Origin of the sequence: Candidatus Njordibacter sp. Uisw_058 (assembly GCF_047730065.1) — a bacterium.
In the GTDB taxonomy this organism is placed as follows: domain Bacteria; phylum Pseudomonadota; class Gammaproteobacteria; order Pseudomonadales; family Balneatricaceae; genus Njordibacter.
Genome location: NZ_CP159829.1, coordinates 1,874,980 through 1,891,462, shown reverse-complemented (window position 1 = coordinate 1,891,462; position 16,483 = coordinate 1,874,980). Strand labels below are relative to the sequence as shown.

General features: G+C 44.1%; 18 protein-coding genes. 7 read left to right on the top strand and 11 right to left on the bottom strand.

The window, feature by feature from the left end; genetic code table 11:
- Window positions 1–174: 174 nt before the first annotated feature.
- The 6 genes from ABXT59_RS08870 to ABXT59_RS08845 all read right to left on the bottom strand — a co-directional run bounded on the left by ABXT59_RS08870 (window position 175) and on the right by ABXT59_RS08845 (window position 3,575).
- Window positions 175–492, bottom strand: a complete 318-nt coding sequence (locus ABXT59_RS08870; RefSeq protein WP_443635671.1) for a helix-turn-helix domain-containing protein — start codon at window positions 490–492, stop codon at window positions 175–177.
- A gap of 166 nt (window positions 493–658) precedes the next feature.
- A complete protein-coding gene (locus ABXT59_RS08865; RefSeq protein ID WP_443635669.1) occupies window positions 659–955 on the bottom strand; it encodes an HU family DNA-binding protein in 297 nt (98 codons plus the stop codon).
- 195 nt (window positions 956–1,150) lie between these two features.
- The gene (locus tag ABXT59_RS08860; protein WP_443635668.1) at window positions 1,151–1,444 is read right to left on the bottom strand and encodes a hypothetical protein; all 294 of its coding nucleotides are present in this window, start codon (window positions 1,442–1,444) and stop codon (window positions 1,151–1,153) included.
- An 86-nt stretch (window positions 1,445–1,530) separates the two neighbouring features.
- Window positions 1,531–1,893 carry a hypothetical protein gene (locus ABXT59_RS08855; RefSeq protein WP_443635666.1) on the bottom strand — a complete coding sequence of 121 codons (363 nt, stop codon included), beginning with the start codon at window positions 1,891–1,893 and terminating at the stop codon, window positions 1,531–1,533.
- A gap of 422 nt (window positions 1,894–2,315) precedes the next feature.
- The gene (locus ABXT59_RS08850; RefSeq protein ID WP_443635664.1) at window positions 2,316–2,606 is read right to left on the bottom strand and encodes a hypothetical protein; all 291 of its coding nucleotides are present in this window, start codon (window positions 2,604–2,606) and stop codon (window positions 2,316–2,318) included.
- Between the two features lie 258 nt (window positions 2,607–2,864).
- Window positions 2,865–3,575, bottom strand: coding sequence for a GntR family transcriptional regulator (locus ABXT59_RS08845; RefSeq protein ID WP_443635663.1), 711 nt, complete (start codon window positions 3,573–3,575; stop codon window positions 2,865–2,867).
- A 528-nt stretch (window positions 3,576–4,103) separates the two neighbouring features.
- Between ABXT59_RS08845 and ABXT59_RS08840 the strand changes: the two genes are divergently transcribed.
- Genes ABXT59_RS08840 through ABXT59_RS08815 form a run of 6 tightly spaced genes read left to right on the top strand, consistent with a single transcriptional unit; the run spans window position 4,104 to window position 9,390 of the window.
- On the top strand, window positions 4,104–5,297 hold the full coding sequence (locus tag ABXT59_RS08840) for an ABC transporter substrate-binding protein (RefSeq protein WP_443635661.1): 1,194 nt from the start codon (window positions 4,104–4,106) through the stop codon (window positions 5,295–5,297).
- Between the two features lie 45 nt (window positions 5,298–5,342).
- A complete protein-coding gene (locus ABXT59_RS08835) occupies window positions 5,343–6,233 on the top strand; it encodes a branched-chain amino acid ABC transporter permease (protein ID WP_443630630.1) in 891 nt (296 codons plus the stop codon).
- Between the two features lie 4 nt (window positions 6,234–6,237).
- The gene (locus ABXT59_RS08830) at window positions 6,238–7,218 is read left to right on the top strand and encodes a branched-chain amino acid ABC transporter permease (RefSeq protein WP_443635659.1); all 981 of its coding nucleotides are present in this window, start codon (window positions 6,238–6,240) and stop codon (window positions 7,216–7,218) included.
- Window positions 7,215–7,994: an ABC transporter ATP-binding protein gene (locus ABXT59_RS08825; protein ID WP_443635657.1), complete on the top strand. Its 780-nt coding sequence runs from the start codon at window positions 7,215–7,217 to the stop codon at window positions 7,992–7,994. Before ABXT59_RS08830 ends, ABXT59_RS08825 begins: the two co-directional genes overlap by 4 nt.
- A 2-nt stretch (window positions 7,995–7,996) precedes the next feature.
- On the top strand, window positions 7,997–8,722 hold the full coding sequence (locus ABXT59_RS08820) for an ABC transporter ATP-binding protein (protein ID WP_443635656.1): 726 nt from the start codon (window positions 7,997–7,999) through the stop codon (window positions 8,720–8,722).
- On the top strand, window positions 8,719–9,390 hold the full coding sequence (locus ABXT59_RS08815) for an aspartate/glutamate racemase family protein (protein WP_443635654.1): 672 nt from the start codon (window positions 8,719–8,721) through the stop codon (window positions 9,388–9,390). Before ABXT59_RS08820 ends, ABXT59_RS08815 begins: the two co-directional genes overlap by 4 nt.
- A 64-nt stretch (window positions 9,391–9,454) precedes the next feature.
- Here the strand turns inward: ABXT59_RS08815 and ABXT59_RS08810 are convergent, their stop codons facing one another.
- The gene (locus ABXT59_RS08810; protein ID WP_443635652.1) at window positions 9,455–10,435 is read right to left on the bottom strand and encodes a quinone oxidoreductase family protein; all 981 of its coding nucleotides are present in this window, start codon (window positions 10,433–10,435) and stop codon (window positions 9,455–9,457) included.
- Window positions 10,436–10,860: 425 nt separating this feature from the next.
- Here ABXT59_RS08810 and ABXT59_RS08805 point away from each other — a divergent pair, with 425 nt between their 5' ends.
- Entirely contained in the window at window positions 10,861–11,526 is a 666-nt protein-coding gene (locus ABXT59_RS08805; RefSeq protein WP_443635651.1) for a TetR family transcriptional regulator C-terminal domain-containing protein, read from the top strand.
- Between the two features lie 45 nt (window positions 11,527–11,571).
- On the opposite strand, the gene ABXT59_RS08800 is transcribed toward ABXT59_RS08805, so the two are convergent.
- From ABXT59_RS08800 to ABXT59_RS08785, 4 genes are read right to left on the bottom strand one after another with little or no spacing between them, the layout of a single operon-like run.
- Entirely contained in the window at window positions 11,572–12,855 is a 1,284-nt protein-coding gene (locus tag ABXT59_RS08800; RefSeq protein ID WP_443635649.1) for an amidohydrolase family protein, read from the bottom strand.
- The gene (locus ABXT59_RS08795) at window positions 12,855–13,796 is read right to left on the bottom strand and encodes an ABC transporter permease (RefSeq protein ID WP_443635647.1); all 942 of its coding nucleotides are present in this window, start codon (window positions 13,794–13,796) and stop codon (window positions 12,855–12,857) included. The genes ABXT59_RS08800 and ABXT59_RS08795 overlap by 1 nt, the downstream gene beginning before the upstream one ends.
- Complete coding sequence (locus ABXT59_RS08790; RefSeq protein ID WP_443635646.1) at window positions 13,796–14,890, bottom strand: ABC transporter permease; 1,095 nt, start codon at window positions 14,888–14,890, stop codon at window positions 13,796–13,798. Before ABXT59_RS08790 ends, ABXT59_RS08795 begins: the two co-directional genes overlap by 1 nt.
- A complete protein-coding gene (locus ABXT59_RS08785; RefSeq protein WP_443635644.1) occupies window positions 14,887–16,404 on the bottom strand; it encodes an ABC transporter ATP-binding protein in 1,518 nt (505 codons plus the stop codon). The genes ABXT59_RS08790 and ABXT59_RS08785 overlap by 4 nt, the downstream gene beginning before the upstream one ends.
- Between the last annotated feature and the right edge of the window lie 79 nt (window positions 16,405–16,483).

The window sequence follows — 16,483 nt, the reverse complement described above, 5'->3', positions numbered from 1 at the left end:
CTAATAATTTTAATGGCACCGTCATGGCTTTAGTTATACTTTTGCAGGTGTTTGTTCAATATTAGCAATAATATCGCTAACGTAAGGTATGCCTGATTTTTTGAAGCAAGTTTAAATAGTTGAAAAATAATGATGCTGATTTATATGGCTAAACACCATGGCTTATTTACAGTGTTAATGTGAACTGTCCTTAAGACTCATAATGTTCATCAGTTTTTTCAGTCCAGTCAATTGAGTATCATTGAGATTTGCATTTATGAGAGCGATACCCAGTGATTGATGTTCCGATGTGCTGATTATAGTCAATTCTTCTAAACTGGTCTTTAATGTGGTCATCAGTTTATCAAGCAATAAAGGATTAAGGTTCCTTTGGCCCTGCTCAAAGCGACATAAATTGCCTGATGAGGTGCCTATCTGCTTAGCGACTTCTATTTGCTTTAACCCGATTTCAAGGCGCAAGCGTTTGGCCAGTGGGCCTATAACTAATGTCATGGTATTCAATCCAATTCGTACACTTAGCTCGTTTGGTTAGGGTAGCTACTCTTTTAATACGTTAATACCAAAGTTACAATCTAAACTACTGTATTAATTGTATTTATTGGCCAATAATCTAATAAAGCTCGGTGTCTTTTAAACGTATAGCATACAAACTTTAGTTTTAGCTTGAGCTTGAGCTTGAGCTTGATTTTACAATGGTCTTTAATCCTTTACCCGCTTTGAAATGAACAACCTTCGTGGCTGCTATTTGAATTTTAGTTCCTGTTCTTGGGTTACGGCCACTGTGACCTTGGCGATTTTGTACAGAAAAGGTACCAAAGTTGACTAAAGAGACGGGTTCACCATTGGCCAGGGTGTTGTTAATGGCTCTTGTTACTATATTTAGCAGCCGACCAGCAGCCACCTGTGTCAGGTCAATATCTATCGCAATCGCTTCTATTAGCTCAGCTTTGTTCACTAACTCATTCCCCTTAGATTTGGTTGATTAATAGGTGTCTAACCTTGTCAGTTTTCAACAGCGTTCAAGGGATCCCTAAAACATGTGAGAGGGCAAGTTTAGGGATCTCTTGAACACTGTTTTGTTAGTTGTCAAACTAACTTTCCTATTTTAAAGTTTCGTCTTTAAAGGTCTAACCTACCTTGGTTATTCAAATCAGCCCAGCATAAGCCAATTTAGGTGGTTAAGCCGGACCTTGCCAACTACGCCCTCCATTGAAACAATGTCTGGATTAGCCATTCTTTCATCCCTCACAGCATCTGATTTATCCATTGCTTCTTGACTATCAAAGAGAGTTACACCAATTAGTTTATTACCATTACTTTGAATTCCAATGAGTTGCTCGGCTGAATGGTAATCATTGACTTCTATAGCTTCATAAGACTTCGCTGCCGCATCTGCCGCTGCTTGAGACTTAAATACCATGGTTGTTATACGTGCGATTGACATGATGCTTTCCTAACAAATGGTGAGTTTTATTTAACTATTATCTTGCTCATTAAGAAGAGCGGCCTAACTTTTAAATATAGCGACCATTAAACCCACACTGTTAATAGCTGAGTTGCTGCCATTCCAAAAAAGCATAGGCCATAAACAGTTTTCCACAAAGTGAAGGGTGTTTGATTCCTAGGTTGTTCCATATTACTAGCGTCTTGCTCTTTATCGTCTGCAATCCATACCTTAAACTGATCGATGGTGCTGCCAGCAGATAAAGATACATATAAAAAGGTACTAATGATCACTACTGAGATAGCCAATTTTGGGGCGCTACCACTTGTGATTAGATGCAAAGTCACTAGGCTTGAACTGATACCTATGGCGGTAGTCATCGATAAATTTCGGCTCAGTGAAGCAGATGAAATAGCACGTGTATATTTATCTAATGCTGTGATTTCCATAATTAATCCTTACAAATACCAATTGATATAACCCATGATAAACAAATAATAATGCTAATGCAAATCATTCTCATTATTATAAAAAATAACCAGTATTCACCATGCTGGGGTAGAGTTTAGTGGGGGCTCAAACTTGATTGTTGCCTAAACTAACTTTGGTTATTAAACGTTAGTTGCTGAGTTTATTATTTTTGAGTTCAGTTAAAGTGCAAAGACTGGGGTGCATCAGGCAATATGGGGTTGCCAAGTAGTATGTCACTGGCTACATTTTGGCGAATCAAGTCATCCATGGCTTTGCCTGATCGAATCAAAGGGACTCAGTATCTTCTCAGTGGTGGTAGGGCTTAAACGCAGGTTGTTGCGCATAGGAGGCCTTTGCATGCGCAAGGACATACTTTAGCACGCACATCATAGTGGGGTATTCAAGTTGCAGGAGTCTCTGCTTGTTGGGAGAAGAATGAGGTGCCTTTTGGTACCTCGGGTAGCTCAATTTCATAGGGGGTGCAGCGCACTCGGCCAGAGGACTTGCCACAAACAAGCTCGTGGGTGAATCTACTTGGCAGATAATTAGGACTGAGCTCTATGGCATCTTCGGCATAATAGGTAGCAACATATAAGGTGAGCCGCATACTAGAGAGTTTAGGAGCTGAGCCGTGAAGCAGACGGGCGTGCATAAAACAAACTGAACCTAAAGGGCCTGCGCATTTAACCATGTTGGCCTGCTGATCATTTAAGACCTCTTCGGCAATCGATCCAGTAAAGAAACCACCATGTTAATGGCTATAAAGAGGACCTCGATGGTTACCTGGTATGACTTTTAATGGACTATTTTCTAAAGTCACTTCGTCAAAAAAACAGTAGACAGGTAATCATGTCATCGTTGGTCATGGGTTCAAACAAGAAGTCTTGATGAAAGTCTATTTTAGTGGAGGTGCCTAATAATTTGGAGTTCACTTTGCCATTATGAAACCTTACTCTATGCCAAACACTTTGGCTAGATCAGGTCTTTGGGGTTTGGATCTAGAAAGGTCTAAACCTGTGTGAATATGTTGCAGGTGTTCAAATACCAGCCTTTCAGCTTCACTTGGCTCGCCCTTCTTGATTGCTGCTAAAATGCTTGCATGATCGCCATCGGGGCAACTGGAATGTCCACTATCACCAAACAGACCGACGATAAGTGAGGTCCTTGTGACCAATTCTCGAATGATTCTAATGAGTACTGAGTTTCCACTCATACTTGCCAGCTTGACATGAAACTCACCAGAGAGCCGGATAATGTGAGAGCGATCTGAGTCTGCGCGTGCTGAGTGTTCTAGCTTAATGTGCTCTTCAAGGTGACTCACATCAGGGCTCTGGGTTGCAATACATAGACCATGAACGAGTTTAGGTTCTATGAGCATGCGTGATGTAAACACATCGTTGGCTTCTTGAGGGCTGGGACAAGCGATGAAAGCGCCTCGATTAGACTCCAGATCAACAATGCCTTGGCTGGCCAACAATAACAATGCACGCCGCACTCGCATACGTCCAACTCCAAATACTTCGCATAGTTTTGCTTCGCTGAGTTTGGTTTTTGGCGCAATACGTTGTTCCATAATAGCCGTATAGATACTGTCTACGACGACTTGCTCTTCAGGATTTGAGGTATAGGCATCGCCACCCATAGCTGTCGATTGAGTCAATTTAGCCTCCCAAGCTTGTAACAATATATTGTGATCATATAACAATTCGTGTCTACTTTCGTTCTCAACATTGTACATTATAGGCGTCTATATTGTCATAAATACATGTTCATCATGATTGTTATCAAAAATGATGAACAATTTAGTGCAATTTTTAAATATTTATGTTCAATATGATCCACTACTTATTTTTTAATAGGAAACAAATTTAATAAAACTTAAATTGTTGAAATATATAGTTAAAAATACATAAATATGATTTTTAATATTGGCATAAAATTTGCCAAATCATCTCTCTCATGATTTTAAGAGTTAGTACTTTTATGATCAATCCTTTTGGTGTGGAGAAAATAGGTGAAATTAATTTAAATAAGCATTCGTAAAAATTGTTGTCAAAGATTACTAACAATTTGACAATAATTGTTAACAATTGTAATGTGAGTTAAAGTTGGTGCCAGTTAGCATTCGCATTTGACTCACTTGGGCGTATTAGGCGCTTAAGGATTTTGAAAATATTGGGAGCATATAATGAAAAGAATAACGTTCTTAAAGGCCTCGTTGATGACAGCGGCCTTGGCTTTGACAGGTGTCCACTCGCCTATTACCTTGGCGGCTAATGAAGTACTTAAGATTGGTTTTGTTGGCGTGACCAGCGGACCTGCAGCTTCGTGGGGTATTTCTAACCAACGCTCCATGGAAGCAGGTGCTGCTATTATTAATGACAACGGTGGCGTAAAAATAGGTAGTGTCACTTATGATCTTGAAATTGTTTCATTTGATGACCAAAAAGATCCTAAACGGGCTATTGCGGGCATGGAAAAAATGGCACAAGAGAATATCCATTATGTAGTGGGCCCCAACGTTGATGATGGCGCAGCGGCTGTTCGCCCTGTGGCTGAACAAAATGGCATTATCTATTTTCCTTATGCATTCCCAAAATCACTTTATCAAAAGCCGGCCTCCAACGCAGTACTGGGTATGGTGGCGAACTATCAGTCTGGGCCTGCGATATACAAATTCCTAAAAGATAACAACGGCGTGAATACAGTAGCATTTATTGCTGCTAATGAATCTGATCCCCTAACTCAGCGAGAAAGTGGTGTTGCCGCTGCTGAAGCACTTGGGTTAAAAGTGATTTCGAAAACTGTAACTTATCAGGTCGATACAACAGACTTTTCGCCCGTTATTATCCCCATAGTGAAGCTTCAACCTGATCTTTTGGTGTTGTCGGGAGTTGCCCCAGCCAATGCGCCGCAAATTATTCGCTCAGCACGGGAATTGGGCTTTAAGGGTTTGATCTCAACAGAAACAGGTCAGGACGCACAAGTGTTGCAAGAAGGCGCTGGTAGTCTTGCTAATGGGTTTATTTCTGTAGGTGGTGCTTCAACGCCTACCATTCGTACCAAAAACATGGAGGCCTTCATCGCTCGTTACACAGAAATGTTTGGTGAGTATAACGACGAGTCAAATACCAAGGTTTATGCGCTTGAATATATTGTAGAGACGCTCAAAGCCAATCCGGCTGCAATCAACAATGTTGATGAGTTTAAGAAAACCATGGATACCTTCAGTGCGCCCAACCAATACCTCAAGGGTGATCAAGTGCTTAGGTACGTTGGCATGTCTTCTTTTGGCCAACGCCGTCAGCTATCAATCCCTCTCGTTGTTAACGTTTACAATGAAGGCAAGTTTGAAACCTTATTCATTGCTGAAGTCGATTAACTTCGATGCATTGAATTAATATCCTATCCCAGGGCTCGGCCCTGGGTGTCTAGCGAAAATATTGTTATGGAACAGGTTCTTGTTAATGGGCTGTATCTTGGGATGCAATACGCGTTAATTGCTCTGGGGTTAACCTTAATCTTCGCTCTCATGAATGTACTCAATTTTGCCCACGGGCAGTTGTACGTTGTGGGGGGGTTTATCACCTATATTATTTATGGCAAATTAGGCTTGCCATTCTTTGTCGCGATTGTTGCGTCGGGAGTCACTCTAGGTTTGGTTGGCGCGGTGATTGAAAAATTTCTATTTAGACCTGTCATACGAAAATCGGTGCGGGAAGAAAGCACGATGTTGTTGGCTGCTGCAATCGCATTCTTTTTAGACGCTATTATCCTCTTACTGTTTGGTGAAAAGCAGCGTGGGGTCCCCAAAATATTGGATGGTGTGATGAACTTAGATTTTGTCGTCATCATGCCCTATGACAGAATATTGATTGCTGCTCTAGCGGGCTCAGCAATTGTTGCATTTATACTTTTTATGCAGTATTCAAAGCCTGGTCGGGCGATGCGAGCCTTAGCTCAGGATAGAATTGCGGCACAGTTAATGGGGGTTAATGTTGACCGCTATTCAATGATTGGCTTTGCTCTAGGTGCGATGCTGGCTGGTGTTGCGGGTGGATTGCTAGTGTCTATTGTTGGGGTTAACTCAGGCATTGGTGGGCCGGTTTCGATTAAGGCATTTATGATGGTGATGATTGGTGGGGCAGGCGTAATTTCAGGAGCGATTGCGGGTGGCTTTATTTTGGGTATGCTTGAGTCCATTGGCCTAACCGTATTAGTTGCTTATGGTGACCTGACGTATCTGGTAATTTTTGTCTCTTTGATGATTTTTTTGTCTATCCGGCCGCAAGGTTTGATGGGCAAACCATGGGGTTAGAGCAATGTTACTAACATCAAGATTTTTAGCAGTTGTGATTTTCTTCATTGGCGTTTTTGTGCTTATACCTTGGCTTATTGAGGTGTCAGGTCGGTGGGATTTTTATTACACCCTCACTTCCGTTGCGTTGCTTTCCATTGCTAGTGCAGGTGTTTGGCTAACATTTTATATTGGCCGCATTAATATTGGGCAGGGTGCATACGCCCTTGCTGGTGGTTATCTGTCTGCAGTATTGGTGACCCAGTATGAGGTTTCTTTCTGGCTAACCATCCCCTTAGCAGGGCTTTTTTGTGCGGTTTTGAGTGTGCTTATTGGCTTGCCAATACTGCGCTTAAAGGGCGTCTATTTTGCCATGATTACCCTTGTACTGACTGAGGTTGCCAAGTTGACGGCATTGGCATTACCCATAACCAATGGTGCGAAGGGTATTGTATCCATACCGTTACCAGGTGAATTTTCTGTTTTTGGGATGACTATTATTCCAGATTTTTCTACCTTAGAAAATGTGAAGCTGGCATTCTATTACCTAGCGGTGACGCTGATGGTGATCTGCTTTGCGGGCATGTATCGCTTGGTTAATTCTCGCATGGGACACTTGTGCAGATCCCTGCAGCAAAATGAAGAATTGGCCTCATCCATTGGTGTTAACATTACCACCTTACGTATCACCGCTTATGCGATCTCATCATTTCTTGGGGGTGTTGGGGGGTCGATTTTTGTAGCTATTTCACAGTCTATTTATCCCACCAGCTTTCAGGTAGCTGACTCCATTAACTTTATGCTTAATGTTTTTGTTGGGGGGCTGGGATATGTCTTTGGTCCCATGTTGGGCACCGTCGTGATTTATTTTGGCTGGGATTTACTGTTTCAAACGGGCAAGTTTCAACTGCTCATTTATTCGTCTATTTTGATTCTTCTTATGCTAACGGTACCAAATGGTCTGTTAAGTCTTCGTTTGTTCAAATGGAACAAGGAGAAAAAATGAGTACCTTACTGGAGGTCAAAAGTGTTACCAAAAAATTTGGTGGATTGACGGCGAATAAAGACATTTCATTCACTGTGCAAGAAAAAGAAATACTCTCTGTGATTGGCCCAAACGGGGCTGGGAAGTCGACACTTTTTAAGATGATTTCATCATTTTTACGCACCACATCTGGAGAAGTGCTGTTTAAAGGCGAACGTATTTCTAACCTAGCACCGCATATTGTGGCTCGCAGAGGCGTAGTTCGGACCTTTCAGGAAACTACCATCTTTAAAAGTATGACTGTGCGAGAGAATGTGGTCATTGCCCATCATTTGCGATCAAAAACCAACCTCCTCGGTTTTTATTTGGGCTCACGCAGAGCCCACGCAGATGAAACTGAGTTTCGTCGCTCAGCAGATGAAATACTTGAGTTTCTTAATTTAGGTGAAATCTCAGGCGAACTGGCTAGTACTCTTCCCCAAGGGCATTTACGCGCACTGGGGATTGCCATTGGATTAGCCACTGATCCTAAAATACTGCTATTGGATGAACCCTTTGCTGGCATGAACCATGATGAAACCATGCGTACCGTAGAACTCGTTAGTGGTGTGCGTGACCGTGGTGTGACTGTCTTATTGGTGGAACATGACATGCCCGCTGTGATGAAGATTTCAGACCGTATTGTTGTGCTTAATTTTGGTGAAAAAATTGCTGAGGGAACGCCACAACAAATACAGCAAAATGAACAAGTCATCGAAGCCTATTTAGGCAGTGAAGACGATGCGATTGGGCTTTAACAATGACTGCATTATTAAAATTTGAAAATGTTGAACTCTACTATGATCACGTTTACGCACTCAAAGGGGTGTCAATTAACATAGATGAGGGAGAAACTGTGGCCTTAATTGGAGCCAATGGTGCTGGCAAGTCCTCAATATTGCGAGCTATAACTGGATTGCAGGGGCTTAGAGAAGGTTCTATTGAGTATTTAGGTCAGCGCATTGACGGCATCAAGCCAGATAAGATCGTAGAGATGGGCATTGCCATGGTACCTGAGGGTCGGAGGGTATTTCCCTTTATGTCAATTAAAGACAATTTAATGATGGGCGCATTTAGTCGTAAAGATAAGGTCGGTATCGCCCAGACGCTTGAAATGGTGCTGGGCCGTTTCCCAAGGCTTAAAGAAAGGTACGCTCAAAGTGCAGGCACGCTCAGTGGCGGTGAGCAGCAAATGTTGGTTATTGGTCGGGCACTGATGGCAAAACCTCGGCTACTTTTGCTGGATGAGCCATCATTGGGGATTGCGCCTAAATTAGTGCAGAACATTGCCCAGTCGATTGTTGACATAAACCGTGATGAAAAAGTATCAGTACTGCTGGTAGAACAGAACTCACGTATGGCTTTACGAATATCTCATCGTGCTTATGCCATGGCTACAGGTTCTGTGGCGCTTAGTGGTTTGTCTAAGGACTTACTAGTGGATGACCGTATTAAAGCTCTCTATTTGGGTGGGGAAGTTTCGTGAACAAAAAAAAGATTAGAATATTGTTAATCAATCCAAATACAACATCATCAATGACTGATAAGATCGGCGAAGCTGCTCGACAAGCGGCGGCCCCTGATGTCGATATTGTTGCCCGCAATCCTAAAACTGGCCCCGCATCTATCCAAGGACCAGAAGATGGGCGTGCGGCAATGCCAGGGATGTTGGAAGAGGTAGCTAAAGGGCGTGATGATGGTTTTGACGCCATCATATTGGCTTGCTTTGATGATACGGGTCTTGCAGAGGCGCGCAGGCTGAGTCGTTTACCTACCATTGGCATAGGGGAGGCAGCTTTTCATGTGGCAATGCTGCTGGGTGCTAAGTTTTCTGTGGTCACCACACTGGCCATATCGGTGCCTGTGATTGAAGAGAACCTTAGAGATTATGGGCTAGAGTCTGCCTGTCTTAAGGTAAGGGCGAGCGAAGTTGAAGTGTTGGACTTGGAAATCGATGGCAGCAGTGCCAGAGATAAAATTTCTAATGAAATGGCTTGTTCTTTGCGTGAAGAACAACCCGGTGCGGTAGTGCTTGGCTGCGCGGGTATGGCAGATCTTGCCAGTCAGTTATCGCAAACCCATAATGTTCCCGTCATTGATGGCGTGGCCGCTGCCGTAGGACTCGCTTCCGGGCTTGTTAGGTTAGGACGTTAAGGCTTTGCAACTGTTGGAGTAATGTATTGGGCTACCTTTTAACATTGAAGGGCAGCCCAAAATTTTAAGGGATTAAAATACTAGAACCAGTGGTTAGACGATTTTCTAAATCAATATGAGCTTGGGCTGCATTAGCCATGGGGTAGGTGTTACCTATGTGAACTTTAATGGCTCCCGAACTTACCATCTTAAATAGGTGCTTAGCCATTTTTTGACACCGGTCAAAATCAGCAACGTAGGTTGCAACCGTGGGTCGGGTTAATTTTAAAGAACCCTTGGCAGCAAGAATTCCCACATCGACTGGCGGAACTTTACCCGAGGCATTACCAAAGGTGATCATCATGCCAAAGGGTTTGAGTGAGTTTAGAGATCCTTCAAAGGTGGATGCACCCACGGAATCCATGACGACGTCCACACCTTTACCATGGGTTAATTCTTGCACTTTTTTGGAAAAATCTTCACGCGTATAATTAATGCAGTGGGTTGCACCATTGGCTAATGCAAGTGCACATTTTTCGTCTGATCCCGCCGTGCCTATCAGGGTCAAACCCTTAGCAGCCGCCCACTGGCAGGCTAGTAACCCAACCCCCCCTGCGGCTGCGTGGAATAATACTGTATCACCAGCTTGCAAAGGTGTGGTTTGCTCAAACAAGTATTGGGTGGTCAAACCTTTGAGCATAATGGCAGCGGCTTGTTCAAAAGAAATATCATCGGGCAAAGGACAAACTTGTTCCGCGCTTAGGGTTCGATGGCTGGCATAGGATTCTTGTGTGGGGGCTGCATACGCCACGCGTTCGCCCAGTTTTACGTGAGTTACACCCTCACCCACTGCAATGACTAACCCCGCAGCATCAAAGCCTAACCCAGATGGGAATTGGGTGGGATAAACACCACTGCGTTTATACACATCAATGTAATTTACCCCAATGGCTTCTTGCTTAATACTGACTTCGCCAGCACTGGGGGCGGAAAGTGTTTTTTCAGTCAGCGCCATAACCTCAGGGCCGCCCGCTTGAGCAAAAGTAACGATTTGAGTTTGTGTCATATTGGAGCCTTTATGAATAATAACAGAGCTAATAGCTCTGAGTTAAATTAATGAAGCAAAATAATAAAGCAAAATAATGAGAGTTTTTGACTATCCGTGTTTGCAGCCTATCGATACTTAACGTTATTTTAACCACTTTTTAAAGCAGTATAATAGGACTCTGGTTTAAAGTCTGCGTCATTACAGAATGCTTTCGATATTGGCTATTCGTTATATTTTGGGATGAGAAGGAATCAGTGTGTTACACTTAAAAGAGTTAGTTTTACAACTAGTCAAAAGACATTTATCTTTTTAAAGTAGGAACGTCTGCGCGTTAGGACGGGTCCGAAATGCGACATTGGTTTAGGAGTTAGGTGCTTGTTAGTGTTTCAACAAGCACGTATCTTGACGTTTTAGGTTACGGTTACAGCAGGTCTCTTTTTTTAATGAATGTTCACTCAAGTATGCTCCCATCTGGACGAATTGTTCGCTTTAAAGCAGGATCTATTGGTGAGAAAAACCAACAGAAAGTGTTAGAGGCAGCCGTGAAAGTTTTTTCACGTAAAGGGTTTTCGGGTGCGCGCATTGATGAAATTGCGATCCAAGCAGGCATGTCAAAAACCAATATGCTGTACTACTTTAAAACCAAGCAAGAGCTTTATCAGGTCGTTATAGTGCGAGTCATTCGACAATGGTTGAACTCTCTTGGGGAATTACACAAAGACGATCAACCCATCGATGTAATTACCCAATACATTTCAAAAAAAATGCAGTTGTCTCGGCAGTATCCAGAAGCGTCGCGCTTGATTGCAATGGAAATTATAGCAGGGGCCCCCATCATTGATAATTTCATGCAAACCGAGTTGCGTTCATGGGTGAAAGAAAAAGGTGAAGTGTTTTTGGTGTGGCAAAAAGAGGGTTTAATGGCTCCCATAGACCCAGCCCATGTGTTTTTTATGATTTGGGCTTTGACACAGACCTATGCCGACTTTGAGTCACAAATCTCTGCAGTGATGGAACCCAAAAACTATGAAAAAGAAATATACCCGCCGGCCACAGGCTATGTCATTGAAGTGCTCGTGCGTGGTCTTGACTTAAAACCTCGTTTGTAAATAGATCTGACAGCCCTTCGTTGTCTTCAATGGTTTTTGGCCTATCTAAAGTAACGTTTTTGCAGGATCAACCATACTAGGACGCCCTGGCAATTGAAGCTGCGTATGACTGGCTGGGGTTTGAGCAATCAACTGAGCTTTACGAAAGACCATCAAGCGTGTGGCTTTTAACCGAATGGCTTCAATTGGATCGGTGGCCTGCAATAGCACCATGTTGGCCTGATGACCTTCAACAATACCATAATCTTGCAAACCCATAATGGCTGCAGAATTATAAGTCACCGCATCAAAACACCATGTCATGTCTGCCCGACTCGACAACTGCCCCACGTGCATTCCCATGCTTGCAACATCAAGCATGTCTGCACGGCCCATTGAATACCAAGGGTCCATCATACAGTCAGAACCAAAACCAACGTTCACACCGGCTGCTTTGAGTTCAGGAACTCGAGTTTGACCACGGCGTTTAGGGTAGTTATCGTGGCGGCCTTGTAACATGATATTAATGAGTGGATTGGGAATAGCGTGCAGTTCTGCTTCAGCTAACAAGGGTAGTAGCTTGGAAACATAATAGTTGTCCATGGAGTGCATGGACGTAAGATGTGAGCCTGCAACTCGACCTTGGAGGCCTAGGCGCAGGGTTTCACTGGCCAGTGTTTCCACATGGCGACTGTGTGGGTCATCTGACTCGTCGCAGTGCATATCCACTCGTAATCCCCTTGCAGCGGCTAACTCACATAGGATTTTGACAGATGATGCACCATCTTGCATGGTACGCTCAAAATGAGGGATGCCACCAATCACATCAACCCCCATATCCAAGGCTCGAATGAGATTGGCATGAGCTTTTGGATCACGTAATAAACCATCTTGTGGAAAGGCAACTAACTGCAAATCCAAGTAAGGCGCAACGAGCCTGCGCACTTCAAGCATTGCAGTGACACTTTTCAACTCATCATCACACACATCAACATGACTGCGAATGGCGCCAATGCCCATAGCAACAGCAAGGTCACAATAATGCATGGCACGTTTGATAATATCATCCACACTTTGTTTGGGTTTTAATTCTCCCCACAAGGCAATACCTTCAAGCAAGGTGCCAGAAATGTTCATGCGGGGTTGCCCAAGGGATAAGGTGGAGTCCATATGAAAGTGAGGGTCGACAAACGGTGGGCTCAATAACTGACCTTGTGCATCAATAACCAAACTAGCAGATTGTTTGATATTGGGTTGAACTGCAATAATAGTGCCTTCAGAGCAGCCCACATCAATATTTTTACGTCCATCTTGTAAACACGCATTCTTAATTAAAAGATCAAAATTCATTAACGTTGTCCTTTGAACCATGGGGTTAACAATGCCCTTGGGTATTCCGCCCGCCGAGCTACAATGACTAAAGCAATAATTGAAAGTATATAAGGCGCCATTAAAAACACTTGAGAGGGTACAAAAGCCCCTACTTCAGTTTGCAAGCGTACTTGAAATGCATCAAAAGCGCCAAATAATAAAGCCCCTAATAATGCCTTGCCTGGACGCCAGCTGGCAAAAATAACTAAGGCTATGCAGATCCAGCCACGGCCATTGACCATGCCAAAGAAGAAGGCGTCAAACGCAGACATAGTGAGAAATGCTCCCCCCAGTGCCATGCATGCGGAGCCTGCGACAATAGCCCCCATACGCAGGCCATAGACTGATAAACCTTGAGCATCTACTGAATCGGGGTTGTCGCCTACAGCTCGTAGGGCTTGGCCTAGAGGAGTGCGATTATAGACCCACCATACAAGGGCCACTAAAAACAGTGCCAACCAAGTCATTGCGGTTTGCTGAAATAACACAGGCCCTAGAAAAGGTATATCCGACAGTATAGGAATATCAAGGGGTTGGAATGGTTCAATGCGTGGTGGGCTGCTCACCTCAGGAAGGGCGGTTCGATAAGTAAAATAGCTTACAGAAGTGGCAAACATGGTGATGCCCAAGCCTGAAACGTGCTGTGATAGACCCAATGGCACCGTTAAAATAGCATGGATAAGGCCAAAAAAAGCACCTGTCAAAGCGGCAAAGAATAACCCACTCCAAAGGTCTGCACCCAGCCAAACGGCCATCCATCCGGCCATAGCACCTGCAGCAAAAATGCCTTCGATGCCTAAGTTTAAAACTCCTGATTTTTCACAAATAAGGGCCCCTAACACACCAAAGATTAAGGGCGTGGCAATGCGTAATGCAGCAGCCCAAAAGTTTTCACTGAGCAAAATGTCTAATATTTCCATTATCTTGCTCCTGTGTCTGGGGTGGATTGCTGTTTATTAACGGGGTTTATTTTAATAGTGAAACGGGCAATAAAACCGCCAATTAAGACACAAATTAACGCCATAGATACAACGAGGTCTGCCAAGTAACTTGAAACGCCTATAGCACGGCTCATAGAGTCAGCCCCCACAAATACTGATGCAATGAACAGGGCTGCTATAACAACGCCTAAAGGTGATAACCCAGCAAGCATGGCCACAACGATGCCGGTATAACCATAACCAGGGGATAAATCAGTAGTGAGATAGCCACGTAAGCCGGCGACTTCGCTGACTCCGGCTAACCCTGCTAGTGCACCAGAAATTAAGGCTGCACTCATTAATGTACGCTTTACTCCAATGCCGGCATGCAGGGCTGCGCTGGCATTTTCGCCAACGGCTCTTAACTTTAAACCCCACACACTTTTGGACAGCATAATATGCGCAACGACTGCCGCTACAAGGGCAATGACTAAGCCATAATGCAGGCGCATACGGGGTAATATTTGTGGCAATAAAGCATTATCGACGACCGGACTAGATTGTGGCCACCCCATACCCATAGGATCTTTAAGTGGGCCTTCCAGCATCATCTGGATAAATATTAAGATAATAAAATTAAGTAACAATGTGGTCACCACTTCATCTGCACCGAAGCGGGTTTTGAGGTAGGCAGGGCCTGCCATGCCCAGAGCGCCAGCTAATGCACCAGCGATCAGAATCACGGGTATGAGCAATATGGGAGGGCCATCAAGCCAGCCTGTACCCACAGCTACGGCGGCCATAGCACCTAAGTAAAGTTGGCCCTCGGCGCCAATATTCCAAAGTTTGGCACGAAAGGCTAAAGTCGCAGCTAAACCAGTGAATATAAGTGGAGTTGCTCGGGTTAACATTTCTGTAAAGGCGAACAGTGAACCAAAGATTCCCTTCGCCATTTGTTGATAGGCTTCACCAATATTAGCGCCTGCAAAACTCAAGGGTATCGCAGCAAGCAATAATGCCAGTAGGGCAGATGCCACTGGGATGCCAATGGTTAAGCGTCGTGATGGTGATTCACGGGGTTCGATCCGAATCATGAGGTTTGTCCTGCCATAATTAATCCTATTTGACCTCGGTCATGGCTGGGTGCCATATGTAAGTCTCCGTCATGCATAATGACAATACGATCTGCTAAAGCCAGTAGTTCGTCTAAGTCCTCTGAAATAAGCAACACCCCAGCCCCTCGTTTTCGTGCTTGCATCAGCCGCTTGCCTACTTCGCTAGCAGCGCCCATATCTAAACCACGGGTAGGCTGATTAGCCAAAATAAGTCTTGGCGAGGCTTCAAAAACTCGAGCTAGGATGAGTTTTTGAATGTTTCCACCTGATAGCAGGCGCGCAGGGGCCTCAATGCCTGGGCCGCGGATATCATATTTTTGGCTGAGGTGTTGGGCATTCTGTTTAAGTTGTTGATGACGTAAAAAACCATTGGTTTGAATCTCATCACTATCTAGATTTTCAATCGCTAAGTTCTCAGCCACACTCATAGCACCGATGACACCATCCTGATGGCGGTCTTCAGGAATTCTGCCTACACCTGCTTTAAGTATATTGGCTGGCGTAAATAGGCTGACCTTTTCACCATCAATTTTAACTTGGCCCGCAGTGGGGGTGATCAAACCTGATAAGACTTTTGCTAGGGTGGATTGCCCATTGCCAGACACGCCTGCAATGCCAACAATCTCATTAGCACAGACGCTAAGGTTAATGTGCTCTAAACTAGTGCGTGCACTATGACCTGTCACTGAAAGGTCGATGAGCTGAAGCACTGTGGCTCCGGTATCCATGGTTTCTCGGGCAGTGGGTGGCGTATCTGCGCCAACCATCAAGCGTGATATTATTTTTTCATCTGCATCTTTAGTGGCAATTTCTCCCACCTTTTTTCCATGCCTTAACACGGCTATACGATGAGAAAAAGCGAGTACTTCACGTAATTTATGAGAGATAAAAATGACAGACAAACCGTCCTTGGCCATAATCTCGATATTAGCAAATAAGGTGTCTGCTTCCTGTGGCGTCAGCACAGCGGTGGGCTCATCCAACACCAATATGCGTGCATCTCGATAAAGTGCTTTGAGGATTTCTACACGCTGGCGCTCACCTACTGAAAGCTGACCTACAATGGTATCAAGGGGGGCACTTAAACCAGTGCGCTGCATGATTGCGTTAATTTTTTCGCGGGCTTGGTGCATGGATCGACGCCACGCCAATAAACTTTCAGAGCCCAGCAGTATGTTATCAATAGCTGATAAATTTTCAGCGAGGGTAAAGTGCTGATGAACCATGCCAATGCCTACGTTCAACGCAGCTTGAGGATGACCCAAAGTCAAAGGTGTTAGCTGACCACTTGCATCAGCCACGTCAATACTGCCAGAGTCGGGCATGTAGTGACCAAAAAGCATATTCATTAAAGTCGTTTTGCCGGCACCATTTTCACCCAGTAAAGACAAAATTTCGCCACGTTTTAAGTCGATACTGACTGACTCATTGGCTATCACAGTGCCAAACTGCTTACTCAATTGGTTTAGAGATAGCACAGTGTCATTGTTCATATCGGGAGTCCGCTAACAAATAAGGTGAATACAAAAATCCCGTCAGATGAAGGGCATCATCTGACGGGATTTTGAGCAA